The organism is Pseudomonas sp. S5D5, from assembly GCF_003013355.1.
Taxonomy (GTDB): Bacteria; Pseudomonadota; Gammaproteobacteria; order Pseudomonadales; family Pseudomonadaceae; genus Aquipseudomonas; species Aquipseudomonas aylmerensis.
Genome location: NZ_PTEO01000001.1, coordinates 3,252,355 through 3,277,178 on the forward strand (window position 1 = coordinate 3,252,355; position 24,824 = coordinate 3,277,178).

Annotated in this window: 18 protein-coding genes and 5 pseudogenes; 11 read left to right on the forward strand and 12 right to left on the reverse strand. The window is 60.5% G+C overall.

Annotation, left to right across the window (positions count from 1 at the left end):
- Positions 1-20: 20 nt before the first annotated feature.
- The gene (locus C9990_RS15210; protein WP_106803800.1) at positions 21-533 is read left to right on the forward strand and encodes a GNAT family N-acetyltransferase; all 513 of its coding nucleotides are present in this window, start codon (positions 21-23) and stop codon (positions 531-533) included.
- On the opposite strand, the gene C9990_RS15215 is transcribed toward C9990_RS15210, so the two are convergent.
- Complete coding sequence (locus C9990_RS15215; protein WP_106803801.1) at positions 530-1,222, reverse strand: aspartate/glutamate racemase family protein; 693 nt, start codon at positions 1,220-1,222, stop codon at positions 530-532. The two genes, C9990_RS15210 and C9990_RS15215, sit on opposite strands and share 4 nt — an antisense overlap.
- A gap of 439 nt (positions 1,223-1,661) precedes the next feature.
- Here C9990_RS15215 and C9990_RS15220 point away from each other — a divergent pair, with 439 nt between their 5' ends.
- The 5 genes from C9990_RS15220 (at position 1,662) to C9990_RS15240 (ending at position 6,522) form a co-directional block, all read left to right on the forward strand.
- Complete coding sequence (locus tag C9990_RS15220) at positions 1,662-3,887, forward strand: cytochrome P450 (protein WP_106803802.1); 2,226 nt, start codon at positions 1,662-1,664, stop codon at positions 3,885-3,887.
- On the forward strand, positions 3,884-4,690 hold the full coding sequence (locus tag C9990_RS15225) for a trans-aconitate 2-methyltransferase (RefSeq protein WP_106803803.1): 807 nt from the start codon (positions 3,884-3,886) through the stop codon (positions 4,688-4,690). The genes C9990_RS15220 and C9990_RS15225 overlap by 4 nt, the downstream gene beginning before the upstream one ends.
- 64 nt (positions 4,691-4,754) lie before the next feature.
- Positions 4,755-5,297 (forward strand): isopentenyl-diphosphate Delta-isomerase, encoded by a 543-nt coding sequence (gene idi, locus C9990_RS15230; protein WP_106803804.1) that lies wholly within the window; start codon positions 4,755-4,757, stop codon positions 5,295-5,297.
- Positions 5,298-5,513: 216 nt separating this feature from the next.
- Positions 5,514-5,855 (forward strand): hypothetical protein, encoded by a 342-nt coding sequence (locus tag C9990_RS15235; protein ID WP_106803805.1) that lies wholly within the window; start codon positions 5,514-5,516, stop codon positions 5,853-5,855.
- A 172-nt stretch (positions 5,856-6,027) separates the two neighbouring features.
- Positions 6,028-6,522 (forward strand): hypothetical protein, encoded by a 495-nt coding sequence (locus C9990_RS15240; protein ID WP_065905406.1) that lies wholly within the window; start codon positions 6,028-6,030, stop codon positions 6,520-6,522.
- 45 nt (positions 6,523-6,567) lie between these two features.
- Here C9990_RS15240 and C9990_RS33080 read toward each other — a convergent pair whose 3' ends face one another.
- A complete protein-coding gene (locus C9990_RS33080; RefSeq protein WP_371920699.1) occupies positions 6,568-6,708 on the reverse strand; it encodes a tetratricopeptide repeat protein in 141 nt (46 codons plus the stop codon).
- Positions 6,675-7,505 (reverse strand): annotated as a pseudogene (locus C9990_RS15245) (multiheme c-type cytochrome); the annotation flags it as partial. The pseudogene C9990_RS15245 and the gene C9990_RS33080, both read right to left, overlap by 34 nt.
- A gap of 171 nt (positions 7,506-7,676) precedes the next feature.
- Between C9990_RS15245 and C9990_RS15250 the strand changes: the two are divergent.
- Entirely contained in the window at positions 7,677-8,348 is a 672-nt protein-coding gene (locus C9990_RS15250) for a DUF3313 domain-containing protein (protein WP_106803806.1), read from the forward strand.
- A 3-nt stretch (positions 8,349-8,351) separates the two neighbouring features.
- On the opposite strand, the gene C9990_RS15255 is transcribed toward C9990_RS15250, so the two are convergent.
- From C9990_RS15255 to C9990_RS15295, 9 genes and pseudogenes are all read right to left on the reverse strand, one after another.
- Complete coding sequence (locus C9990_RS15255) at positions 8,352-9,326, reverse strand: DUF3829 domain-containing protein (RefSeq protein WP_106803807.1); 975 nt, start codon at positions 9,324-9,326, stop codon at positions 8,352-8,354.
- Positions 9,323-10,870, reverse strand: coding sequence for a J domain-containing protein (locus C9990_RS15260; RefSeq protein ID WP_106803808.1), 1,548 nt, complete (start codon positions 10,868-10,870; stop codon positions 9,323-9,325). Before C9990_RS15260 ends, C9990_RS15255 begins: the two co-directional genes overlap by 4 nt.
- Before the next feature lie 43 nt (positions 10,871-10,913).
- Positions 10,914-11,407 (reverse strand): annotated as a pseudogene (locus tag C9990_RS15265) (hypothetical protein); the annotation flags it as partial.
- Positions 11,403-11,741, reverse strand: a pseudogene (locus C9990_RS15270) (transporter); the annotation flags it as partial. The pseudogenes C9990_RS15265 and C9990_RS15270, both read right to left, overlap by 5 nt.
- Positions 11,742-11,815: 74 nt before the next feature.
- Positions 11,816-13,216 (reverse strand): DUF1254 domain-containing protein, encoded by a 1,401-nt coding sequence (locus tag C9990_RS15275; RefSeq protein ID WP_065905394.1) that lies wholly within the window; start codon positions 13,214-13,216, stop codon positions 11,816-11,818.
- 13 nt (positions 13,217-13,229) lie between these two features.
- Positions 13,230-13,745, reverse strand: a pseudogene (locus C9990_RS15280) (DUF1214 domain-containing protein); the annotation flags it as partial.
- A pseudogene (locus C9990_RS15285) lies at positions 13,742-14,059 on the reverse strand (hypothetical protein); the annotation flags it as partial. The pseudogenes C9990_RS15285 and C9990_RS15280, both read right to left, overlap by 4 nt.
- Positions 14,060-14,292: 233 nt before the next feature.
- Positions 14,293-14,655 carry a response regulator gene (locus C9990_RS15290; protein WP_106803809.1) on the reverse strand — a complete coding sequence of 121 codons (363 nt, stop codon included), beginning with the start codon at positions 14,653-14,655 and terminating at the stop codon, positions 14,293-14,295.
- A 193-nt stretch (positions 14,656-14,848) separates the two neighbouring features.
- Positions 14,849-18,382 (reverse strand): hypothetical protein, encoded by a 3,534-nt coding sequence (locus C9990_RS15295; protein ID WP_157955079.1) that lies wholly within the window; start codon positions 18,380-18,382, stop codon positions 14,849-14,851.
- Positions 18,383-18,665: 283 nt separating this feature from the next.
- Here C9990_RS15295 and C9990_RS15305 point away from each other — a divergent pair, with 283 nt between their 5' ends.
- Genes C9990_RS15305 through C9990_RS15320 form a run of 4 tightly spaced genes read left to right on the forward strand, consistent with a single transcriptional unit; the run spans position 18,666 to position 24,783 of the window.
- Positions 18,666-22,163, forward strand: a complete 3,498-nt coding sequence (locus tag C9990_RS15305) for a response regulator (RefSeq protein WP_106803812.1) — start codon at positions 18,666-18,668, stop codon at positions 22,161-22,163.
- Positions 22,164-22,994, forward strand: a complete 831-nt coding sequence (locus tag C9990_RS15310) for a protein-glutamate O-methyltransferase CheR (protein ID WP_371920652.1) — start codon at positions 22,164-22,166, stop codon at positions 22,992-22,994. It begins immediately after the preceding gene.
- A complete protein-coding gene (locus C9990_RS15315) occupies positions 22,991-23,596 on the forward strand; it encodes a chemotaxis protein CheB (RefSeq protein WP_106803813.1) in 606 nt (201 codons plus the stop codon). The genes C9990_RS15310 and C9990_RS15315 overlap by 4 nt, the downstream gene beginning before the upstream one ends.
- Entirely contained in the window at positions 23,590-24,783 is a 1,194-nt protein-coding gene (locus tag C9990_RS15320) for a hybrid sensor histidine kinase/response regulator (protein ID WP_065905381.1), read from the forward strand. The genes C9990_RS15315 and C9990_RS15320 overlap by 7 nt, the downstream gene beginning before the upstream one ends.
- The last annotated feature ends 41 nt before the right edge of the window (positions 24,784-24,824 follow it).

Here is a 24,824-nt window from a genome sequence, read left to right on the forward strand (position 1 = left end):
CTTTCAAAGGATGAAACACCATGCACGCCCCTGAACCGCATATCGTGATCCAGCGCTTTGGCGAAACCCACCTCGAAGGCGTGGCTGCGCTCTATAACGATCCGGCCGTGTGCCGACAGGTGCTGCAGATGCCGTTTCAGTCGGTAGAGGCCTGGCGCAACAAGCTGGTCACCGACAATGAGCGCCGGCTACAACTGGTCGCCGTGCACGGCGGCGAGGTCATTGGCCAGCTGGGCCTGGAACAGTACCCGCGCGTGCGCCGTGCGCATGTCGGCTCGTTCGGCATGGGCGTGGCGCCGGCCTGGCAGGGCAAGGGCGTCGGTTCGCGCTTGTTGGCCGCCGCGCTGGACGTGGCCGACAACTGGATGAACCTGCGCCGCGTGGAACTGACGGTGTACGCCGACAACGAAGCCGCGCATCAGCTGTATCGCAAGTTCGGCTTCGAAGTCGAAGGGCGCATGCGCGACTACGCCCTGCGTGACGGTGTTTTTGTCGACACCTTGAGCATGGCGCGCCTGCGCCAATCGGCTTAATCCTGCAGTGCAAACGCCACCGCAGCCTGCGCATGCAGCTCGGTGGTGTCCAGCAGCGGCAGCGTGCTGTGCTCGGGCTTGACCAGCAGGCTGATTTCCGTGCAACCGAGGATGATCGCCTGGGCGCCCCGTGCGGCCAGGCCTTCGATCACCCGCAGGTAGACCGCGCGTGACGCATCGCTGATCACGCCGACACACAATTCGTCATAGATGATCCGGTGCACGGCCTGGCGCTCGTCGGCGTCCGGCACCAGCACGGTCAGGCCCTGGGCGGCGAGGCGCGCCTTGAGAAAGTCCCGCTCCATGGTGAACGCCGTGCCGAGCAAGCCGACGGTCAGCGTGCCGGCGGCCACGGCAGCGGCGCCGGCCGCATCGGCAATATGCAGGAAGGGAATCGACACCGCCGCCTCGATGCGCGGCGCGACCAAATGCATGGTGTTGGTACACAACACCACACACTCGGCGCCACCGGCCTGCAGGCGAAGCGCGGCATCTTCGAGGATCAGCGCGGCGTCATCCCAGCGCCCGGCATGCTGGGCTTGTTCCATCGGGCCGAAATCCACGCTGTACATCAACAGTTGCGCCGAGCGCAGCGGGCCGAGCTGGTCGCGCACGCGCTGGTTGATGATGCGGTAGTACTCGGCGCTGGACTCCCAGCTCATGCCGCCGATAAGGCCGATAGTGCGCATGCGATGCTCCTGACAAGGAAAGTCGCTTCACCTTACCCAGCGGCTGCCGAATAGTCATACGCAGTTGCCAACTCATTCACCATAGCAGTTCAAACAACGGCGTTTGCCGACCGCAGCCAGCGTGCTGGGGGACTCGTCCATACCTGTAAGAAATGACAGTATATTTCGAATCAATGCGCGTATCTAATCAGCAGTGGCGAGCAATCAATACACCTGCCAGACCGCTGGGACGGGAGGAGTAGGGATGGCGGTTCACCCCCCCCCACACTCTGAGAGGCATTGTCCGGGTCGACTTAAGGCAATGCCCACATTTCAAGAGATTAGCTTCAAGTAAGATCAGGCCGGTTGAAGAAACTACGATCTATTCTGCTTCGTCGTGACGGCAGGCGTTGCAGCCGGAGCCCAATCTTATAAAAAGTTGATTCAGGAGGAATCCCTCATGGCATCGCAACCCTGCGAAGGCGATCCCGGCACCGGCCAACGCGATCACTTATCACCGACACCGCTCATTATTCCCGAAATCCATCTGCCTTTCGCTGGTCCGCCACCGCGTTCCGACCGTGAGCCGTTGCGTGCACATGCTCTCGCCTGGGCGCAGCGGTATGGCTTGATCGGACGCCGCGGTGCGCATCGGTTGAGTACCACTGCGCTGCTCGAACTGGGCATTGCGCTGTGCGGAAGGGCGCCCACGCCACAAGCCGAGATTCTGGTCTGCTGGTACCTGTGGGCGCTGATCCTCGATGACCGAATCGATGATGGCCCTTGGGCGGAAAAAGGTGCACTGGATCGTTTCATCACCGCAGTACAGGCTTTGACCGACGGTTGCGAGGCTGATCCTGCAGCTGAAACCAGCCGTTTTGATGACCCGATGCTCAGTGTTCTGGTCGATGACCTGTGGCCTCAGACCCAGCGCTTGGGGGACGACCACTGGCGAAATAGGCTCGTGCGGCATTTGATCCAACATCTGCGAGCGCAGGCGACGCTGGTCCGCGTGCGGGAAACCGACACGGCGCTCACGTTGGCCGAGTACCTGCCTTTGCGCCGTAACTCTTTCGGCGCACTGTTCTTCTTTGATCTCATCGATGCGGCTGAAACGCTCGATCCGTACGCGGATGCAGCGGACACCGAATGGTGGAACACGCTGCGTGAGCACGCTGCCGATATAATTGCCTGGACGAACGACATCCATTCGATTGCCAAAGATGTGGTGTGTGGTGAGCGCTTCAACCTGGTGTCGATCCTTGCCGATACCAGAAGCCTGGACTGCCCTGCCGCGATTGAATTGGCCCATCAGAGGGTGAACACGGCGGTTGCGCAGTTCACCGCGGTCGCCGCCCAGCCTGCGAATCATCGGCGGTCCGCCGCGACTGACCCGGATCGGCTGCGCCAGATTGTCCGGGCGGCGGGCGACTGGCACCGGAGCGTTTCTCGCTATCACCTGCAAGCTGCCGACGCTTCGGCACAGGATAACCGGCAAGTGGATCTGAAACTGACCCCGCCGACTCTTAAATCCCGTCAATTCGAAGTCGACCCGTACCCATTGTATGAGCGTTTGCGTACCTCGCTACCGATCGTTTACGACGAGCCTACTGATGTGTGGCTGGTCAGTCGGTATGTGGATGTGAAGGCGGCGCTGACCCATCCTGGGGCGAGCAACAACAACTACAGTTGGCAGATTGGACCGTTGCTGGGACACACAATTGTCACTATGGATGGATGCGAGCACGCTCAGCACCGAGCGTTGCTGAGTCCATCGTTTCGCAGCAATGCCCTCGCGGCGCTTGAGAACTCCATCATCGCGGTAACCACAGACCTTCTGGCGCAAATGCAGGGTCGACCTCAGGTGGACCTCATTGCCGATTTCACCGCGGCACTGCCCGTGCAGGTGATGGCTCGTGCACTGGGTCTCCCGGCTGAAACCCGCGAGGAAGTGGAGCGGCTTAAACGTTGGTGTGCCGTGGGCTTTGCTTATATGGGCAACTATCGACAGGACCCGGCACTGTTGACCGGTGGGTTATCCAACCGAGACAGTTTCTACGACTTCATCCAGCCACACATCGACGCCCGCCGTTCTGAACCCTCAGATGATTTGATTTCGCAGCTCCTGGCGGCTCAGATCGACGGCAAGCCGTTGTCGGAGACGTTCGTTCGGTCCTACTGTGCGATCCTGATGACGGCGGGTAGCGAGACCAGTCACGGTGCGCTGGCGAATCTGATTGTCAACCTGCTGAACGAGCCGGGTGTCAAAGACGCGGTGATGACCAATCCAGAGCTGATGGATAATGCGCTCGCCGAAACCCTGCGACGCAACCCGCCTTTGCAACTTGTACTGCGGGAGGCCCGTGAATCGCTGGAGCTGCCGTCGGGAACGATTCCTGCCGGAGCGACCCTGGCCTGTCTGATCGGCTCGGCCAACCGTGATCCAGACCAATTCACCGATCCGGACACTTTCAACATGTCGCGCACCGAACACGCAGCCAGCCATTTCGCCTTTGGCGCGGGGCGCCACTTCTGTCTGGGCTCAATGCTGGCGCGGATGGAGATTACGATCAGCGCTCGCATGCTGCTACAGGCCTTTCCGAACCTGCGCTGGGCTCCTGGGTTCAAGCCTACCGAGCACGGATTCCTCAATCGGTGCCCTGAGCAACTGGAGGTCACACTATGAGCACTACTGACTTCACTGAGGAAGCAGGCTACACCAGCAGTTATCTTGCCGATCAGCACGCAGGCCAGTTGGCCCGTTTACGCACCCTGGAGCGTGCCTTTGACCCCTTGAGCCAGGAGGTTTTTAATCAGTTGGATCTTGCGCACACGCCCGCCATCCTCGATCTCGGCGCCGGTGCCGGATCCCTCGCGAGATGGCTGAGCAAGCGATATCTCGACGCGACGGTCACCGCCACTGACATCGATACCCGATTCCTGGCCGATATTCCCGGCATTCGGGTGCTGACCCACAATGCGGCGACTGATGGTTTTCCTGTTGCCTCCTTTGACGTGGTGCATGCTCGGGCGCTGCTGTGTCACCTCAGCGAACGCGAAGAAATCTTGACGCGAGCCGCAACCTGGGTCCGCCCGGGCGGTTGGTTGGTGATCGAAGACGTGAGTCTGCAACCGAGCTTGAGCACTGCGAACCCGCTGTTTCGAAAAGTCGCCGAGGCCGGAGTCACCCTCCTGGAGCAGACCATCGGCTCCAACATGCGCTGGGCTGATACGCTTGCCGCTGGATTACGTGCTCGGGGACTCTCCAGCGTCGGGCAGCGTACCCTCGAAGGTCGAATCGGTGACAACAGCCTCGCCGATGCCTTTTGGGCTGCAACCACCGCCCAGGCTGGACCGGCGCTGCTGAAACTGGCGTTACTCACTCAAGACGACCTTGACGCCATGGCCCGCCTGCGTGCCGATCCAGGGTTCGACGAGGCAGCGCTGACGTTCGTCAGCGCCTGGGGGCAAGTCCCCTTACCTGAGTAAACCTCGCGCACTGAAAGCAGTGTGCGGGGGAGGGCATGCGTAATTGCACGGAAGGGAATGCACAATGAACAATGATGTAGTGTTAGTTGACGCCCAGGATGTACAGATTGGAGTGTGTGACAAACGCACAGCACACCTGGGAGCGGGAAAGCTTCATCGCGCATTTTCAGTGCACCTGATCGACAGCGATGGGCGTCATCTACTTCAGCGTCGTGCCGCCGGAAAAATGCTCTGGCCAGGGTTCTGGTCGAATGCGTGCTGCAGTCATCCGGCTCCGGGAGAGACTATCCTGGATGCCGCAGCTCGTCGTCTGCGTGAGGAATTAGGCGTCACGGCCTCGTGCCGTTTTTTATACAGTTTTGAGTACCATGCGCGCTTTGGTTCAATCGGCGCGGAACACGAATTTTGTCATGTATTGGTTGCGCAATCTGACGCTTTGGTCAGCCCGGCACTTGAAGAAGTCAGCGAGATCAAGTGGTGGACACGAGCCGAAATATCGGCGCGCCTTTCAGAATCGCAAGGACAGTTCACTCCCTGGTTTCGAATGGAGTGGCGTCAGCTTTTATCGGAGCATCCCTCTTTCGATACACCTGTATTGCAGGCCTGATCAAGCCGCAATGGGCGTCATGCGAATCCCCTGAAATCCTCAATCCCAGGCGAGAATCTTGCGCGTGCTGCAGGGTGTACCTGTAGCACGCACCACCGTCATGACAGGTATAAACCTGTTAATTCTAACAGTAGACGGTAAGCGTTTTGGCGCTGTTAATGGAGGTCAGGCCTATTCCATGCAGGCTTGATCCATTGATACGAGGAGGATTGCCAGATGCCAAATACCTACGAGTTTCTCAGCTTCGACGCCCTGCCTGCGGTCACGGTTACCGAGACAGACGATAAACTCACGATCACCGCGCCGGCGATTCCTGGCCTTGATGAGAAACAGGAAGTGGTGTTCTTCCTGCGTAAGCCGACGGGTCAGGGAATTGCGATCTACCTGACCTTGCAACCAGACAATTTGAAGCGGCCAATGGTGATTGAGCTTGATAAGAGCCAGCTTCCCAAGACGAAGGTATTGCATATCGACTACGGCGCTTACGTTAACAGGCGCGCCGTTCATCGATCAGCCGTGGCGCAATATCCCGCCGCTGAAACGCCAGCCCAGGGCTGACACGTCAACCGCACCTTCCATTGCATTCCACGTTGAGGCCGGGGCGCCCGGGTTGGAGTTGATCCAACGGTCAGCGACGAGCCGCGCCTCACGCTGGTGTTTAGTCATACGCTGAGTGGCCGCATCTGCCATGATCGGGCTTCGCAATCTGGCTCACCCAAGGAAATCCGCAATGGACGATGTACAGCAACTGGGCGAGATGCTTCGTCATTACGCTGATAGCGAAGCGCACAAAAAACAACAATTTGACCTGCAGTCGGCGCGCTGGACGCACAAGCTCAGCGAGTTGTTCGGGCAGATCGAGCAGTGGCTCGAACCGGTCAAGCAGGTGGGGTTGCTCGAAGTCCACCGTGAGCCCTATGTGGCCAGCGGGCCGAGCGTGCCGGTCGAGGCCTCGACCTTCAAGACCGAGAAGCTGACCGTGCAGATCACCGGCAAACCGGTGGAGTTCGTGCCGGACGTGATGGGCGTGGGCGGCTTGATTTCCGTGGCCGTGATGGGCCTGACCGCTGCGCGCCACGGCAGTGTGTCGCTGGTGCTGGCGGCGGATAAAAATGACTGGATCTGGAAGAAAACCAACGGCCTGAAAGACCCGGACACTTTTGCCTTCGACGCCAACTTCCTCGCCTCGCAATTGCAGAGCCTGATTCCGCGCGAACGCGGCTGAGGCACACAGGCCTCGCCGGCACGTCGGTGCCGACTGAGGACGTGTCTATTTCAGCGCCGGGTCGCCGGGGTTGAGCGCCTTCCAGCTTTGCAGCACGGCCTGCGCCTTGGGTTCCTGGCCATTTTCCAGGTAGTACTGGATCAGCGACAGCCGCGCAGTGCGGTGATAGGGCTGACGCTTGAGCAGGTCTTCCTCAAATCCACGGTAAACCCGGCGTGCACCGCATCAGTGTTTTTGGCGGTCCACTGCAGGTGGTTGGAGGCCGGGCCATGACAGGCCAGGCAGCCCACGCCGAGGCTGTTCCATTGACTGTTAAAGCGGTTGTTGAACGCATCGAAGTTGCGTTTGTAGCCGGTGGTGTGGCATTCCACGCACATGAAGTTGGCGTTCTGGTTGGGTTTGCTCCAGTGCAACGGGTTCTTGAAGGTGACGCCCTGGCCTGGATAGAGATGAAACCAGCGGCCTTTCTGTGTATCCCAGGCCACGCCCAGGGCCTGCAAGCGCCCGTCGCCGCCTTCGAGCAGATATTGCTGCAACGGCGCGATGCCAAAGGTGTAGGCCACCTTGAAGTCGGCCGCCTTGCCATCGCTGCCCGGCGTGTTGACCCAGAACTCATCGCCGCGTTGATAGAACCGCGTGGTTTCACCTTCGGCACTGAACGAGGCGTTGTTGAAATCCGCCGGGACCGTCTGCGGCGTGGCGGGCTGCATCGCCAGTTGGTGGTGCGAACCTTGCCAGTCCTTGGCCTGGGCCTGGTGGCAGCCCTGGCACTGCTGCTCGTCGACCATCTGCGCAGGGGGCGCGATGACCACCGGTTTGGTCGCCGCCACGGGCGCCGGAGCCGGTAACCGAGGCGCGCTGGCCTGCAGGAAAAACCAGATCCCGGCCATGGCCGCCAACAGCAGCACAATCAGCACGGGGTACAGGTAACGACGGGGCGAATCACGGTGGGGTACGACAGGCGCTTGTTTGGGCTTGGGCATTCCGACTTCCGCTGTCTTGATGCATGGACGCTCTACGGCGCGCTTAAGCTCCGTGCAGCTATGACGCTGGCCGCAGTCCTGTCAAACGGGCAGGTGAAAAAGCACTATTTCTCCAGGATTGGCTATACCTACAGCTCAGTGTTTTGACGAAGACCGCCAGGGAGTTCAATGATGAAACTAAGGCTAATGATGAGCACCGTGTGCATCGCAACCCTCGCCATGAGCGGTTGCGCCAGCAAGGTCACGCAACCGGATGAGTACTCGGGTTTTCTCTCCGACTACAGCCAGCTCAAGGAGGCCCAGTCGCCTTCGGGGGCCGAAGTGATGCGCTGGGTCGATCCCAAGCTGGACCTGAGTCGCTACAACGCGGTGTACATCGAACCGACCCAGTTCTACCCCAAGCCCCAGGCCACCGCGAAAATCCCGGACAACACCCTCAATGGCATCAACACCTACTACAATCAGGCGCTCAAGCGTGAGCTGGCGAAGTCGTTGCCGCTGGCCAATGCCCCCGGCCCTGGCGTGATAGTGGTGCGTGCGGCGATCACAGCGATAAGCAGCAAGACCGAGTCCCTCAAGCCGTATGAGTACATTCCGGTTGCCCTGGTGGCGGCGGCGGTGAGTACCGGCACCGGCATCCGCGACCAGGAAACCACCCTCGGCACCGAGGCGCAGTTCCTCGACGGCGCCAGTGGCAAGGTGCTCGCCCAAGTCGTGCGCAAAGGCACCGGCAAGCCACTGGCGAACGACTCGCAGGTGATGAAGGCCGACGATGTCAAAAGCGTCATTGATGGCTGGGCATCGGACCTGCATCAGTCTTACCTGAAGCTGAAAAAGCACTGACGCTTAAAACGCATTCCTGGCCGGTTTGTTGTAGTAGCTGAGCAGGGCATCGTAGCGGCGGGTGACGAGGTAATAGTCGTCACTCAGTTGCTGCGGTGGGGCGTGTTCGTGCCAGTGTTGGGTGAGCGTGCGCAAGGCTGAGAGGTACGCGTCGGCCGGCTCGTTCAGGGTGTACCAGAGAAAATGGGCTTCTTCGTCGAGCTTGTCGCCCGGATGGGTACGCACATAGGCCCGGGCGCTGTCTGCCGCCTGTTGCACGGTGTCGGCCAAGGCTGCCACGGCAGGCGGCGTCAGGCTGGCGTTGCGCATGCCTTGCTCGATCTGGTTCACGGCCTGGCGCGCGGCGATCATGTAATTGAGCACCTGCCAGTGCATGTCCCGGCCGAAGCGTGCCTCGATCAACGCCAGCTGCGCCGGGCGCACCGCCATGTCGGCCTGCTCCAGCGGCGTGCGCAGCGCGGTCGAGGCCGCCAGGTAGTCCTGGCCTTTCTCGGCCAGTTGCAACGCATACTGTTTTCTCACGGCTTCGACGAGGATTTGCTGTGCGGCAGACGTCCACTCCGGCAGCGTGACCCGATCAGCCAGCGAGGTGAAGCTGTTCAGGCTGGCCGCGTAGGTCGCGGCGGGCCCGAGCAGTGGGCTGTCGGGTTGCTGGCGCCGCAGTTTCAGGGTGTACAGCTCAGAGCAGACCGACGCGCGGATATAGCGGGCATCGGGCTCGCTGCGGTCGCCGAATTTATCGTAGCTGCGCACTTCCTCCTGCCCGGTACTCATGAAGTAGTAGGCCAGGCGTGTTTCGCGATCGACGCGGTTTACGCAATCAATGATCGGCGCAATGGCGCTGGCCGCCGCGGTGTAGGGGCTGTCGCGCTGGTCGAGCCACAATTGCGCGTATTGCAGCGGTTTGGTGGCGCCGGCTACGCCGAGCAAGCCTAGGCCGAGCACCAGGCCGATAGGCACCAGCCATTTCGGATTCATTGCGTAGCCTCCTGTCCATACCACTGCGCCTCGGTGGCGGGGGCCTGGCACGCGGTGTCGGTGCGCGGCATGCGACTGCACAGGCGTTCGGTCCAGGGTTGCAGGCCCTGGTTGCGGGTGACGCGGTTCTGGCTGTCGAGCAGGGCCAGGCCCGCGTACAGCGCAATCCCCAGGATCACCAAGAGTGCCATGCCCAGTGCGGCCCAGCGCGGATTGCGCGCGGTCCACGGGGTGTGACTGTTCATCAAGGGTCGCTTGATCACGCCGATAAGCGCCAGCACCGCCACCAGTGTCAGGCTGGCAAACGGGCTGAAGACATACCCCAGCGTGGCGGCGAGGATCAGTCCAGGCACCAGGTCCCGTATCGGCAGCAATGGCAAGTGCGTAGGGCTGAGCCAGCGGGGCAGGCGTTGACTGAGCTGCTCATCCAGCACGCGGTACTGATGGGCCAGCGGGCGCCAGGCCTGCCAGGCCACACCGGCGCCTATCACTGCGGCGAATGCCCATAACACGCCGTAGCCCAGCGTCGGTACCACGTTGCCGGCCAGGGTTTCGGCCTTTGCCAGCGCGCCGACCAGGCAACTCAGCACCAGCGCGACGATCCACGGCCAGGTGTCCATCGCCGTGTCCCAGCCTTGCCAGAAATACACAGTGCCGCCGGGCATCGCCTCGGCCTCGGCCACGTGGTCGGCGTAGATGTCGGCGCTGAGCGCCTGGCAGGCTTTCCAGTCGTGTTCGTTGAAGCGCTGGGCGAAGGCACGCCGCTGGCCCAGGCTCAGCGGTGCCAGCAGCAACCGCGCGGCCCGTTGTTGCGGGGTGTTGGGAGCTTCGGCCGCCAGGGCACGCTGGCGCGCCATGAAGATTGGCGCTTGCTGGCGCCGCAACAGCAGCGTCCACTCGTCTGCCGGGCACTCATGGCCCGCGCCGCCGTGCCAGTGCTGGCCGGCGCAGACTGCCTCGAATACGGCGCTCGACCAGTAGTGACTCTGCGCCAGCAGCCGCGCCAGCCACTGGTTGAACCACTCGGCATGCGGGTGATTGTTCACCCAAGGGTGCTCGTCGCGCGCTGCATAAGCGGCCAGGAACGCTGCCTCATCCTTGTGCTCCAGAGCCTCGCGCAGCGGTTGCTGCAAGGCCGCGCGGTGCTTGCGCTCGAGCTTCCCGACCAGCTCGGCGGGCAACTCCAGGCGCTGCCAGGCGGTCAGCCAGTTGAACGTTTCAAAGGCCCAGCGCGTGTCTTCGGGGTTGAGGTCGCCTTCGATGTCGCGCAGCAGCAGGTGGATTTCGAAGTGCAGCGCGCCGCCATGACCGAGCGCCGCCTGGTAACGCTCGGCCAGGGTCTCGCCATGGGGCTCGATGATGACTTCGTCGGCTTCCTGCGGGTCCTCGCTCCACGTCAGCGCGGCCTCATAGGCTTCGCGCAGGCGCTGGAAACCCTCGGGGTCGTCATCCGGCCGGGTCTTCTTCAGCAGCGCCGCGTAAGTGCGCTTGATCGTGCGGCTATCGGCATCCGGCGGCAGGCCAAGGACATTCCAGCAAGTCATGTGCGGTGCAACTCCCTAAACAATCGCGCGCACATTACCTGTTTTACGGGGTGATAAACCAGCGGTAGTAGGGGTTGGCGCTGTCTTGCTGCAAAACATCGCGAATATCCCGGCCCCAGGCATCGCGGTCGCCGTCGTAGGCATGCAGGCTCGCGCGGTAGAACTGCAGCAGGCGTTGCTGCTCGGCGGCCAGGGTGCGGGTGAAGGCTGCATCGGCATTGACCAGCGGCGCCGGCACCCGCAGGTCGAGCAACGTCGGCAGCAACCGCGTGATCTCCTGGCTGCGCACCCACGGCGCGTATTCGATGCGCGGCTGGTCGTCGGTGACCGGCAATGCATCGGCAGCCATTGCGCCAGCAGGCCCTGTTTGCCCAGGCGCGTGGCCGCCAACGGGTAGAAGTCCTGGGAATACAGGTTGACCATGCCAGCGGCGGAGGGCGGCGGCGGTTCCAGGGTGATCAGGTCATAGGTTTGCGGGTTGCGCAGCAGTTCCTGGCGACCGTCGCGCAGGCGTACCTCCACGCCCGGGTCACCCGCCGTTGTGCTTGGTACCGTCGAAGAAGCGCGCATTGTCGAACGACGCCGAGACATCCGCGTACGGCTGGATGAACTGAATGGCGCTGTTGCGCCCGTCAATGCCGAACGAGCGCGCGTAGCGGAACAGGTAGAGGTCGGCATTCAACGACAGGCCGGTGATCGGCAGCGTGGTGTCGATGGGGGTGTTGGTGTCGACTCGGTTGTAATAGCCGAACACCATGTTCAAGTCAGTGGGCGTGTTCTGCCAGTCCCTGGCGTTGTCGGCAAATCCCATGCCTGGCACCAGGGCCAATGTCGATGCACAGAACGCACTCAGTCGGGCACGTGAAATCATGGCGCTACTCCTTGTCGGCCTGATATCTGGGGCTACATGCCCGGTCTACCCCTGTTGCGACCGGGCAGGCAGTGCTACTTCAACGGGGTCAAGGGCGGCAGTTTCCATTGACCATTACCTACCTCAGGCTTGGGCAGGTAAATCCGCAGTACCGCGTAAAACGGACCGGGTGGGGCCGGCAGCCAGTTGCTCTGCTCGGCCTTCGGTGGTTCGTGATGCTGCAACGCCAGGGTCAGGCCGCCATCGGCGTCCAGCTTGAGGTTGGGCAGCATGCGCGAATTGATCAGGTAGCGTTTCTTGTGGTTGGGCACCAGCAGCTTGGTCTTGCCGTCGTACATGGTCAGCGACCAGAACGCGTCGGCTGGTGGCAGCTGGTCCTTGGCGAAATGCACGGTGTAGCTGTGGCGTGCGCCGTTGGCCGGCTTGCCCTCGCTGTCGACGAAATAACCCAGGTAGGCGGCCTCATCGGTGGAATTGCCGAAAATCCCCATGTCCGCACCGGCGTAGCGGTACAGGTAGTTGTTCTGCAGGTGATCGCGGCTGCCGAACAGGTCACCGCTGCTGACCTGGTGGGTGTCGACCTTGTCTTTCTTGAAGGCGGCGAATTCGGCGCGGGCGTCGGCAATCCCTTCTTCCAGGGACTTGCGCTGTTCAGCCGTCAGGTCCTTGACCTTGAACGGCGCGCCGGGGGCGATACCAATCTTGGCAAAGCGCGCCAGCAGGTCTTTTTCACTGTCCTGGGGAGCGGCGAAGGCCAGCATGAAGTTGAGGTAGCGAAACAGCTGCGGGCCTTCGGTCATGGTCGCCATGGGCTTGGGCCATTCGATCTTCGGTGCCTTGGCCGGCGCCGCTTGCTTCACGTAGCTGCTCAGCGGCTGCACCTTGTAGCCATTCTGGATCTGCTTGACCTTGTTCAGGTCCTTCTCGTCAAACAATTGCGTGCGGTACAGGGCATAGGCGATGTTGCTTTCGCTGTAGACCACGCGGTCGATGTCGACCGGCTGCTGACCTTTCCAGTCCGGGCCGGCGATCATGTAGTGGCCGCCGTTATTGCCGGTGCTGCGCGTGCCCAGGTAGGCGAAGTTCTGCGTGTAGAGGTCGATCAACTGCACCGAGTAGTAACGGTTGTCTTCGATCTTGGGCAGGGTCAGCACTTGCGGCTCGCTGCGCAGGTCCAGCCAGACGAAGGAGTAGGGCGTGTCCGAGTTCGGGGTGACGAAAGCGCTGTCCTTGGGCGTGAAGACCTGGGCGGTGTTGCCGATGTGGTTGAACGGTGCCTTGAAGTTGGCACCGCCCTTGTCGACGGCTTGGGTGTAGAGCGTCTTGTACATTTCCACCACCGGGTAGCCATACAAGTAGGCTTCCTTGGCAATGGCCCGGGCTTCGCTGGGCGTCGCGGTGAAATCGGCCCAGGCGCCGGTACTCATGAGTATCGAGAGGCTCGCCAACAGCAGGCGCGTCGGTTTTCTGATCATGTTGTTGCGTCTCTTAGGGAACTGGGGTGATGTCGTCGAGTTTCCAGCTTTTATCGAAGTAGGCCTCGGTCGGCGCGTACAGTCGGAAATAGCTGAACCAATGTTTGCCGGGGAGAGTTTGCACCCAGTTGCTCTCGAAGTCTTTTGGCGCGTGCGGTCCGAAGTAAAGATCGATCGATCCATCGGGGTTTTTCTGTAAATCCTGGCGTGAAGACAGGTCGGCCTTGCGTTGTGGGTTGTCGATCAGGCAGCGGCTGTCGATGTCGTAGACCGTCAGTGACCAGAATTGCCTGGCGGGTGGATTGGCGCCTACATGCAGCGTGTAGTGTTTGCCGCCGTCTAGCCATTGGCCGTCTTTATCGGTGTCGGCGCCGAGGTAGGTCTGGCCCAGGCCCGGGGTCTTGGACACCATGCCCTTGGTGTTGGTGACCGCCTCGTAGAACCAGGCGCTACGTTCCCACCGCTGGTCGTAGTAGCCAAGATGCTGGGAGGGTTCGACGATGTTCAGCACTGTGTCCCACTGCCGGTCTTGAGCAGGAAAATATCGAACAGGTTGAGGTCGCCGATGCCGGTGCTGTAGCCACTGTGCGGATCCGGGCGGGTGCTGATCGGCAGCGTGGCACGCAACAACTGCGGCACGCCGATGAAGTCCGACGGTGCAATCGGCAATGTACCGCGCAGCAACAGGTCATTGGTGTGCGCGTTACTGTCATACAACCTGGGCGTGTAATAGTCCTGCAAATTGGCGCCCGGCGCCAGATTGAGCGGGTTGTTACTCTTGTTGGCGGTATCGGCGTTATCGGCGTGTGCAGAAAACGTCGGCAAGGTGAACGCGGCCAGCATCAATGCCGGAACAAGCGGTGATCTGGACATGACAATTCCCCAATTCCATGGCGACTTGCCCGACTACATCTACGTGCTCGGGCTGCCCTGCGTCATAAACGCTGTAGGACCTGTCGATTGAAATTAGCAGCTATATCCAGACGCGCTAGCAACCCGAATGAATTAGTTGTTTAGGAAGGGGAAGAGCAGTGGGCCTACCGCTCCAAAGAGCGATAGGCGGCAACGGGGAAGTGTCATGCTGCCAGTATGGCTTTGACTTTGTCGCGCAGTTGATCGATGGAAAACGGCTTGCCAATCACGTGCATGCCCTCGGGCACATCGATGCTGTCGGCATAGCCGCTGGCAAACAGGATCGGCAGTTCAGCACGTAGTTCGCGCACTTTGGTCGCCAGTTGCTTGCCATCCATGTCCGGCAGGCCGACATCGGTCATCATCAGGTTGATGACATTGCTGGAGTCTTCCACCACTTTCAGGGCCTCTTCGGCGTCGGCGGCCTCAAGCACCTGGAACTCCAACTCTTCAAGCACATCGACGATCAACATGCGCACGATGGCATCGTCTTCGACGACAAGGATGGTGGGGGCGGTGGCGGACATAATGAGGGTTCCCGAAAAGTGAGGTGCAGGTCGTGCTCAGTGCAAAGACCATCTTCTAATGAGTGGCTTCGATCCTGGCAAGTTCCCGCAGCAGGTCTTCATTGTGAAGGCAATGGACAAGAATGTCCCGCTCGGGAGAGGACCCTGCGCCTCACGTGGTCGAGTGAGGCGAGGGCTATTCACGTGCCAGGCATTATAGCGGCGTCATCAACTGCGCTACGGCCGCACCGTCAACCTTGTCGGCAGCCAAATCGCGCGCTTGGAATTCGCTGACGTTGTAGGTCAGCGTGCCGTGTTTTTTGCCATAGGGCCTGCGCGTCACCGCAGTCAGCCCGCTGCTTAACGCTTTATCCAGGCCTTCCTGCATCGATTGCAATGTTTGGAATTTCACCAGCCCTGCGTCCGGGTCGTAAAAAAACCATTCTGTTTCTCCGTTCTTGACCTTGATGCCGGCTAACAGCCCATGATCTTTCTCACCGATCCTCAGGGTTTTCGAGGTGGGGGAGTTGGTCAGGTCTTCGATGATTTGCGCGGCCGTGCATTTTGTGACGGTTTGGTCCAGGTGAAAGCTTTTTTTGTCGCCGACCACATCTTGAAAAGTTCTCAGGGTCTTGATGAAGGTTTGCGCTTCGGGGGTCAAGGGCGCGTCGGCGGCGCGGTACAGGTTGGTGAGGAACACGTCTTCTTTGCCATGCTCGATCGCCAGCGCCATCGTATTTGCCATTGCCGCGCACTCGCCGCGGGAGGCGGGGTCGACATGCGCGTGGTAGTGGGTCTGTGACGCCGGGAATAACCGCACACCGGGTGCATCGACGTCACAGTTCAGAAGATGTGAGGCGTATTGTGCATTCTCTATGGCCTTCGACTTGATTTCCTTGGCAAGCATGCCAATTTCTTCCGCAGTCCGGCCGGGCTTGGAAATCAGTTCGATGAGCCCTTGCGCGCTGATATCTGGGTAATAATCGCGAAGACGGGTCACATCGCCACTTTCAAAGCCGCGATTGAAATCAGCGCGATTATGCGGCCACTGCGCACGCTCGAGGTTGTTCTTGAACCCTTCGTGATGAGGCCCGATCGGTGCTCCAGCGTCGATAGGGCCTGGCCTGCCATTCAGAGGGGTGAAGTGCTGCAGGGGCGCGCCAAATGCCTCCTGCTTGAGCGGATTGTAGGCGTACCAGTTGCCATTGCGATGGACAGCGACCCCGTCGACGGAACCCTCGGCGACTTTATACGACCCCAGGGCTGCCGCCCCATATTCCTTGTTGGCCGCCTTCAGCAGGTCATAGCTCCCCGATGCGCCCCGAACCTTGTTGATCAGCCATTGGCCTGAATGGCTGAACATTCTGGCGCCCTGGGTCGCCAATGCGGCTGTACCGATGGCCAGGCCCTTGGCGCCGCTCAAAGGGTTGAGTGCGCTGATCAGGGCGCCGCCGATGATGCGTCCCGCGTGCGCAGCCTTCACCGCGGCGGAGGCACCCGTCGAGGCTACCTTGGCGACTTTTGCGCCGGCTCCGTAGCCCGCGGTCAAGAGACCGAACGCATCCAGGCCAAGGTCGATAAGGCCCGACTCGTAGTCACCCTGGCGAAAATTGACAATGGCCGACCTCAAGGGAATCAAATTGAGGAAAAACTCCTTGACGCGCTCACCCCCGGCTTTCTGCTGATCCAGTGTCGTGGTTCCAAAGGCTTGCGTGCGTTGGTCATGGCCACCGATATCCAGATGTTTAAAAAAAGCGTCGGCGAGGTAGTGTGTGCGTGCGGAAGTAAAGCTCAAAGGGACTGGCGCCGAATCCACCGGCGTTCTCTCAGGCGCTTGGCGGTCATGGTCATCCGGTATGAATTTTTCTATGCGGGTCTGGATATTGCTGTTGCGTTGATCGCCCCGGGTAATGGCCGCTTCCGAGCGCTTGATGATGCGGCTGTTTAAAATGTCCACTTCATACACGCACACCTGCGGTTTTCCATCCACCATTCGCTGCGTTCTTATCAGCAACTCATTGCGTCTGGAGCGAAAGACGGGCGGGTTTATAAACCCTGTATCAATGACATATTGGTTTTTTTGGTAAAGATCAATTTTACCCAGTTCGAGGTTTTTTCGATCTTCCAGGGGCAGTTCAGAGATCAAGTGCCTTATTTGGGTCTTGACGCCTTTTTCCAGGGAGTCGACAGCGGTTTCGTACTGGCCGAGAAACTCGCCGTTGACGTTAAGCCTGGGCCGCTCGTTGATCGCGTCTATGGGGATCCGGCTATCGTCGGTTTTCCAGCGGACATTGATCCCCATCATCGCCATGTCGAGCATCGAATGCTTGCCATCCAACTGCTTGGATTTGTCATCCGAAACCGTCGTGAGACATTTCTCCTCGAACGGTAGGCCTTCGCCAAACTGTTGCTTGAGCTTCTCCAGGGCAATCGCTTTGCGACTTGGAATGCTGGCCCCAAGTAATTCAGAGGCCGTGGTTCTTTCGTTGATTTGCTGATTGAACGCGGTCCTGACGGTTTCCACCTCCTGCGGGGTGTAGAGCGCGTCCTCTTTCCTGGCGACAAGGCCATTGATCACGCCCCAATCCAGCAGCAAGGCCTGGGTGATGTGGTCCGGGGGATCATTCAGCGCTTGTGCCGCGCTCATGACATGGCCGTAGCTCATCTGTGACGCCGTTCCCGGCGCAATCGCCTCGATCTTGGCCACTGCCCGACAGAAATTGACCCAGGCCTGGCTGCCATTGACCACGCTGCCGGGAATATCCTGGACCAGCAACTGCGGCGCCACGCGTGCCAGCAACACGTGGGTGGCGAGTTTGGCTTCGGCCTGCGTGACCCGGCCGGCAGTCACCAGATGGCGACTCAGCCCATCGACGACAGTGGCCGCGGGCATGCCCCAATACGCTTCCTGACTCAGATCAAAGCCGGCGACCGACTGCCGCCGGGGTTGCTCGACGGACTCACGATCCAGGCCAATGTTAATGGCGGCCATCACGTAATCGCCGAGGCTGGTGGGCGTGGCAATGCCATTCAGGCCGTCCTGTACGGCTTGGCCTATCGCCTGGGCCTTGGGTGACTTGAGCAGGGTTTGCAGGGCCTGGGCCGGTTGCTGCAATTGGGCCTCCGACAACGAGGCGGCGTTTATCAGCGCACCCAATGCGCCTCGGGCCAATTGCGTCTGGGTGTCGGAGGAGGGGGTCTGGTTATCACTGCGCAGGATGCTGGAATCGACAATGACCCGGACCTTGCGTTGCTCCTCCTGCGTCAGGGGATGGGGCCAGGACAGCGCTCCGCCGAGATTGCCCTCTGGCTGTTGCAGGGCGTGAGCGTGAGCGGCTTCGGCCAGGTGAGCCAGGTCGGATCGGGTCTGAGGGATGGGCAAATCATGATGCTTGATAAACATTTCGAGGCTGACAGAGGGCGCGCCGCCCAAGGCGTTGAACCGATGATCGTCGGAGCGCGCATCAATCGCGACCTGAGTGTTTTTCAAATGGGCCAGCACGGCAGAGGGCGCCGCGTCCTCGGCCAGGCTTTTAGCCGCGCGGGTCAGTTGTAGTGCCAGGTTCTTCCAATTGTGTGCATTTGCTTGCGCACGCGCCTGGGATGAATCCGATGGGGGCGTACTTGGCGTGTTCGCCGGGGGGGTGTCGTTTACGTCGGCAGCAGTGTGGGTGGATTGCGCTGACGTTGCAGGATGGGCGTGCTCTGTGACCCGGGGCTGTAGTTGCGAAACGGACGAAGACATCATCGTTATCACCTTTGCAGATTAGGATAATCGCCTACAAAAAAGCCTCACTGCGCGTGAGGCCTACTGCAAATGAGTGACGAGCCGAACTGAGCAGTTCCGGTGGGACCGCCTGCAGAAATGTCATAAATGTTTTGGTTGGGCGGATGTAAGGGACTTGGCGGGCGGCACAGGTCGTGGCGCAGGAATCTGTACGCTTAATCCTCAATACACATTAGAAACGTAGCCCTGTACCGCCACTTTGGGGCAAACTCCCGGTTTTTCCATACTTGGCCAAGGCATGCCCATGACTCCTGCGTCGTCCGTCGATGAAAAGAGCTTTCGTACACTGCTCAGCCGAAACGTGGCTTTGCCCCTGGGTGTGGGCGTGCTCAGTGCGGTGTTTTTCGTCTGTCTGATCACCTATTTGCTCTCGGTTATCCAGTGGGTGGAGCACACCGACCGGGTCATCAACAACCTCAACGAGTCGTCCAAGCTGACGGTGGACCTGGAAACCGGCTTGCGCGGCTTCCTGATCACCGGTGACGAGCATTTCCTCGACCCGTATGAAGTGGCCAAGCCGCGCATCATTGGTGATTTACACAATTTGCAGGAGCTGGTGGCGGATAACCCTCAGCAAGTGGATCGGCTCAAGCGCCTGGAGGCGATGCAGGCCGAGTGGAACAAGTACGCCCAATCGATGATTGACCTGCAACGCCAGAGCGGCGATTACCGGGGGGCGGTGAAGTCCGGTCGCGGCAAGAGCCTGACCGACGCGATTCGCCAGGAATATGCAGACGCCGTGGAGATGGAGCAGCAGTTCCGCGTCACGCGCAATCAAGATGTCACCCGCACCACCGTGATCAGCGTGACCGCATACCTGGCTTTCGTGCTGGGCCTGAGTGGTTTTCTCGCCTATATCGGTCGTAAGAATTTACTAGCGCTTTCAGACAGTTATAGCGCAAACCTCGCGTCACAACAGAAGATCGCGCGGCGCCTCGAACAACAGGCCTGGCTGCGTAACGGCCAGACCGAACTGGCCGAACAAGTGCTGGGCCAGCTGACCCTGAACATGCTCGGGCGCAATATCCTGCAATTCTTCGCCCAGTACATGGGCTCGGCCGTCGCCGCGTTGTATGTGCGTGAGGAGCACGGCGGCCTCAAGCGCGTGGCCACTTATGGCTTCTCCCGCGAGCAGGAGCAATTGGAACAGTCGATCTACAGCGACGAGGGCATCGTCGGCCAGGCTGCCCAGCTGGACCGCCTGATTCGCCTCGACGACGTGCCGGTGGATTACTTCAAGGTCAGCTCCGGCCTTGGCGATGGCCCGACCCGCAGTGTGCTGGTGGTGCCGACCAGCGACGACGACCGCGTCAATGGAGTGATCGAGCTGGGGTTCCTGCGCCCGTTGGAAGAGCGTGATGTAGAGCTGCTGGAGCTGATTGCCGGGAACATCGGCACATCCATCGAGGCCGCGCGTTATCGCCAGCGTCTGCAGGAAGTCCTCGCCGAAACCCAGCAGCTCAACGAAGAACTGCAGGTGCAGCAGGAAGAGCTCAAGACCGCCAACGAGGAACTGGAAGAACAGTCGCGCATCCTCAAGGAGTCCCAGGCCCACCTGGAAACCCAGCAGGCGGAGCTGGAGCAGACCAACGAGCAGTTGGCCGAACAGACCCAGACCCTGGCCGAGCAGCGCGACGCCATGGACCGCAAGAACGTCGAGCTCAACCAGGCCCAGCTCGAGCTGGAAGACCGCGCCGAAGAACTGCAGCGCTCGAGCAAGTACAAGTCCGAATTCCTCGCCAATATGTCCCACGAGCTGCGCACGCCGCTGAACAGCTCGCTGATCCTGGCCAAGTTGCTGGCGGAGAACCCGCAGGAAAACCTCAGCGCCGAACAGGTCAAGTTCGCCGAGTCGATCTATTCGGCCGGCAATGACCTGCTCAACCTGATCAACGACATCCTCGATATTTCCAAGGTCGAAGCCGGCAAGCTCGAAATGCGCCCGGAAAATTCCAGCGTGGCGCGCCTGGTCGACGGCCTGCGCGGCATGTTCGAACCGCTGGCTGCCGACCGCAAGCTGGGTTTCCAGGTGGAGGTCCAGGAAGGCACACCGGCGATGTTGTTCACCGACCGCCAGCGTCTGGAGCAGATCCTCAAGAACCTGCTGTCCAACGCGGTCAAATTTACCGAGCAGGGCCAAGTGAGCCTGTCGGTGTACCGTGCGGCAGGCGAAGGCATTGCGTTCAGCGTGCGCGACTCCGGCATCGGCATTGCCCCGGGCCAGCAGGAAAGCATCTTTGAGGCCTTCCGCCAGGCCGACGGCACCACCAACCGCCGTTATGGCGGCACCGGCCTGGGCCTGTCGATCTCGCGCGACCTGGCCAGCTTGCTCGGCGGCTATATCAGCGTGACCAGCGAGCCTGGCAAAGGCAGCGTGTTTACCCTGGTCTTGCCTGAGCAGTACGTCGAACGCCAGGAAGATGCCCCGCCTATCGAGCAGCCGCGCCAGGTGGTGGCCGCCCCTGTGCCCAAGCCCATCGCGGTGTCGCCGCTGCCGGTGGCCGATGCGCAACTGATCCCGCGGTTTGCCGATGACCGCGACAAGGCACCGTTTACCACACGCTGCATCCTGGTGGTGGAGGACGAGCCGAATTTCGCCCGTATTCTCTTCGACCTGGCCCATGAACTGGGTTACCACTGCCTGGTGGCCCACGGCGCCGACGAGGGCTACAGCCTGGCCGAGGAATACACTCCGGACGCGATCCTGTTGGACATGCGCCTGCCGGATCACTCCGGGCTGACCGTGTTGCAACGCCTCAAGGAGCACGCCAATACCCGCCACATCCCGGTGCATGTGATTTCCGTGGAAGACCGCGTCGAAGCCGCCATGCACATGGGCGCGATCGGTTATGCGGTGAAGCCCACCACCCGTGAGGAGCTCAAGGACGTGTTCGCGCGCCTGGAGGCCAAGCTGACCCAGAAGGTCAAGCGCGTGCTGCTGGTGGAAGATGATGACCTGCAGCGCGACAGCATTGCCCGCTTGATCGGCGACGATGACATTGAAATCACCGATGTTGGCTATGCCCAGGCCGCCCTCGACCTGCTGCGCACCAATATCTATGACTGCATGATCATCGACCTGAAGTTGCCGGACATGCTCGGCAACGAATTGCTCAAGCGCATGGCCACAGAGGATATCTGCTCGTTCCCGCCGGTGATTGTCTACACCGGGCGCAACCTGACCCGCGATGAAGAAACCGAACTGCGCAAGTATTCGCGCTCGATCATCATCAAGGGCGCGCGCTCGCCGGAGCGCCTGCTGGATGAAGTCACACTCTTTCTGCACAAAGTCGAATCCCAGCTGTCCCATGATCGCCAGAAGATGCTCAAGACCGCCCGCAGTCGCGACAAAGTCTTCGAGGGGCGCAAGATCCTGCTGGTGGACGACGATGTGCGCAACATCTTCGCCCTGACCAGCGCCCTGGAGCACAAAGGCGCCGTGGTGGTGATCGGGCGTAACGGCCGCGAGGCCATCGACAAACTCAACGAAGTCGAGGACATCGATCTGGTGCTGATGGACGTGATGATGCCGGAAATGGACGGTTACGAGGCCACTGCCCTGATCCGCCAGGACCCGCGCTGGAAGAAGCTGCCGATCATTGCCGTGACGGCCAAGGCCATGAAGGACGATCAGGAACGCTGCCTGGCGGCGGGTTCCAACGATTACCTGGCCAAGCCGATTGATCTGGACCGTCTGTTCTCGCTGATTCGCGTATGGCTACCGAAGATGGAACGCATTTAAGTGGAGCGAAGTTTTTTGGAGAAGAGCAGCGATATTGAGCTGCGCCTGTTGATCGAGGCGATTTACCTCAAGTACAGCTACGACTTTCGCGACTACTCCGGTGCGTCAGTCAAACGCCGCGTGGCGCACGCCTTGCGCCAGTTTGATTGTGCGACCATTTCGGCGCTGCAGGAGCGGGTGCTGCACGACCCGGCAGCGTTCATGCAACTGCTGCAGTTCCTGACGATTCCGGTGAGCGAGATGTTTCGCGATCCGTCGCACTTCCTGGCAATCCGTCAGGAAGTGGTGCCGCTGCTCAAGACCTACCCGTCGATCAAGATCTGGATCGCCGGCTGCAGCACGGGGGAGGAGGTGTACTCCATGGCCATCCTGTTGCGCGAGGAGGGCTTGCTGGAGCGCACGATCATCTACGCGACGGACATCAACCCGGCGTCCCTGGACAAGGCCAAGCAGGGCATCTTTTCCCTGGAGAATGTGCGGGCCTACACCGCCAACTATCAGCAGGCCGGTGGCCAACGTTCATTTGCCGACTACTACACCGCGGCTTACGATTACGCGATCTTCGACAAGTCGCTGCGTGAGAACGTGACATTCGCCGATCACAGTCTGGCGACCGACAGCGTGTTCTCAGAAACACAATTAATTTCATGTCGTAACGTATTGATTTACTTCAATAAAAAATTGCAGGATCGAGCATTCGGATTGTTTCATGAGTCGCTGTGCCATCGCGGCTTCCTGGTGCTGGGCAGCAAGGAGACCCTGGATTTCTCCGCCTTCGGCAAACAATTCGAACCCTTGGTCAAACAGGAACGGATCTACCGAAAACTATGACTCAAGCGACTGCCAACCCGCCATTGGTCGCGGGTATAGAGGCTATCGTCATCGGTGCATCCGCCGGTGGTGTCGAGGCGTTGCTGAAGGTTTTTGCCGAACTGCCCAGAGGGTTCGGGTTGCCGATCATCACGGTGTTGCACCTGCCCGATGAGCGCCGCAGCCAGTTGGCCGAAGTGTTTGCCCGCCGCCTGGCCATGCCGGTGGTGGAAGCGCGCGACAAGGAAGTGATCCAGCCTGGCACTCTGTATTTTGCCGGCCCCGGCTATCACCTGTCGGTAGAGCACGATCGCAGCCTGTCGTTGAGCCAGGAAGAGCGCGTGCACCATTCGCGACCCGCGATCGATTTCCTGTTCGAGTCCGCCGCCGATACCTACGGCCCGGGCCTGCTCGCCATACTGTTGACCGGCGCCAACCAGGACGGCGCGCGTGGCCTGGCCCACGTCAAGCAACAGTGTGGAACTACCGTGGTGCAAGAACCCACTGAAGCACGTGTTGCCATCATGCCCCGTGCAGCCCTGGCGCTGCATACACCTGACCACATTCTTACGTTGAGCCACATTGGTTCACTGTTGGCTTCCCTGGAATATTCCCCATGTTAAGTACTGTCCAGGCCAAACTGCTGATCGTTGACGATCTGCCGGAGAACCTGCTGGCCCTCGAAGCGCTGATCAAGCGCGAGGATCGCCAGGTCTTCAAGGCATTGAGCGCCGATGAAGCCTTGTCCCTGTTGCTGGAGCACGAATTCGCCATGGCGATTCTCGACGTGCAGATGCCCGGCATGAATGGTTTCGAGCTGGCCGAGCTGATGCGCGGTACCGAAAAAACCAAGAACATCCCGATTGTGTTCGTCAGTGCCGCCGGCCGCGAACTCAATTACGCCTTCAAAGGCTACGAAAGCGGCGCCGTGGACTTCCTGCACAAGCCGCTGGATATCCATGCGGTGAAGAGCAAGGTCAATGTGTTCGTCGACCTGTATCGCCAGACCAAGGCAGTCAAGCAGCAACTCGAAGCCCTGGAGCGCGCGCGTCGTGAGCAGGAACTGTTGCTCACGCGCCTGCAGGCCACCCAGGCCGAACTGGAGCAGGCGGTGCGCATGCGCGATGACTTCATGTCGATCGTCGCCCATGAAGTGCGTACGCCGCTCAACGGCCTGATCCTTGAAACCCAACTGCGCAAGATGCACCTGGCGCGGGACAATGCGGCCGCGTTTACCCTGGACAAGATGCACGCCATGGTTGACCGCGATGAACGGCAAATCCAGAGCCTGATCCGCCTGATTGAAGACATGCTCGACGTGTCGCGCATCCGCACCGGTAAATTGTCGATTCGCCCGGGGCGTTTTGACCTCGCGCAACTGGTGCGCAACCTGGTCGAGAACTTCGCGCCGCAAGTGGCGGCGGCCGACTCGTCCATGCACCTGGTGGCTGAAGAACCGGTGGAAGGCAACTGGGACGAGTTCCGTATCGAGCAGGTGGTCACCAACCTGCTGACCAACGCCTTGCGCTACGGGGCCAAGAGCCCGGTGGATGTGCGCGTATACCGCGAGCATGGCGAAGCGCGGGTAGAGGTGCGCGACCGTGGCATCGGTATCAGCCAAGAGAACCAGAAGCGTATTTTCCAGCAGTTCGAGCGGGTTTCCGCCAGCCAGGTGGCGGCGGGCCTGGGCCTCGGGTTGTTTATTTCAGAGCAGATCGTTGCAGCCCACGGCGGCACCATCGAGGTCGAGAGCCAGATAGGCGAGGGCGCCTTGTTTCGGGTGTGCCTGCCCCTTGAGCCGTCCGTATGAAATCAATCGTCACCCCGACGCAACCTCTGCGTGACCCCATG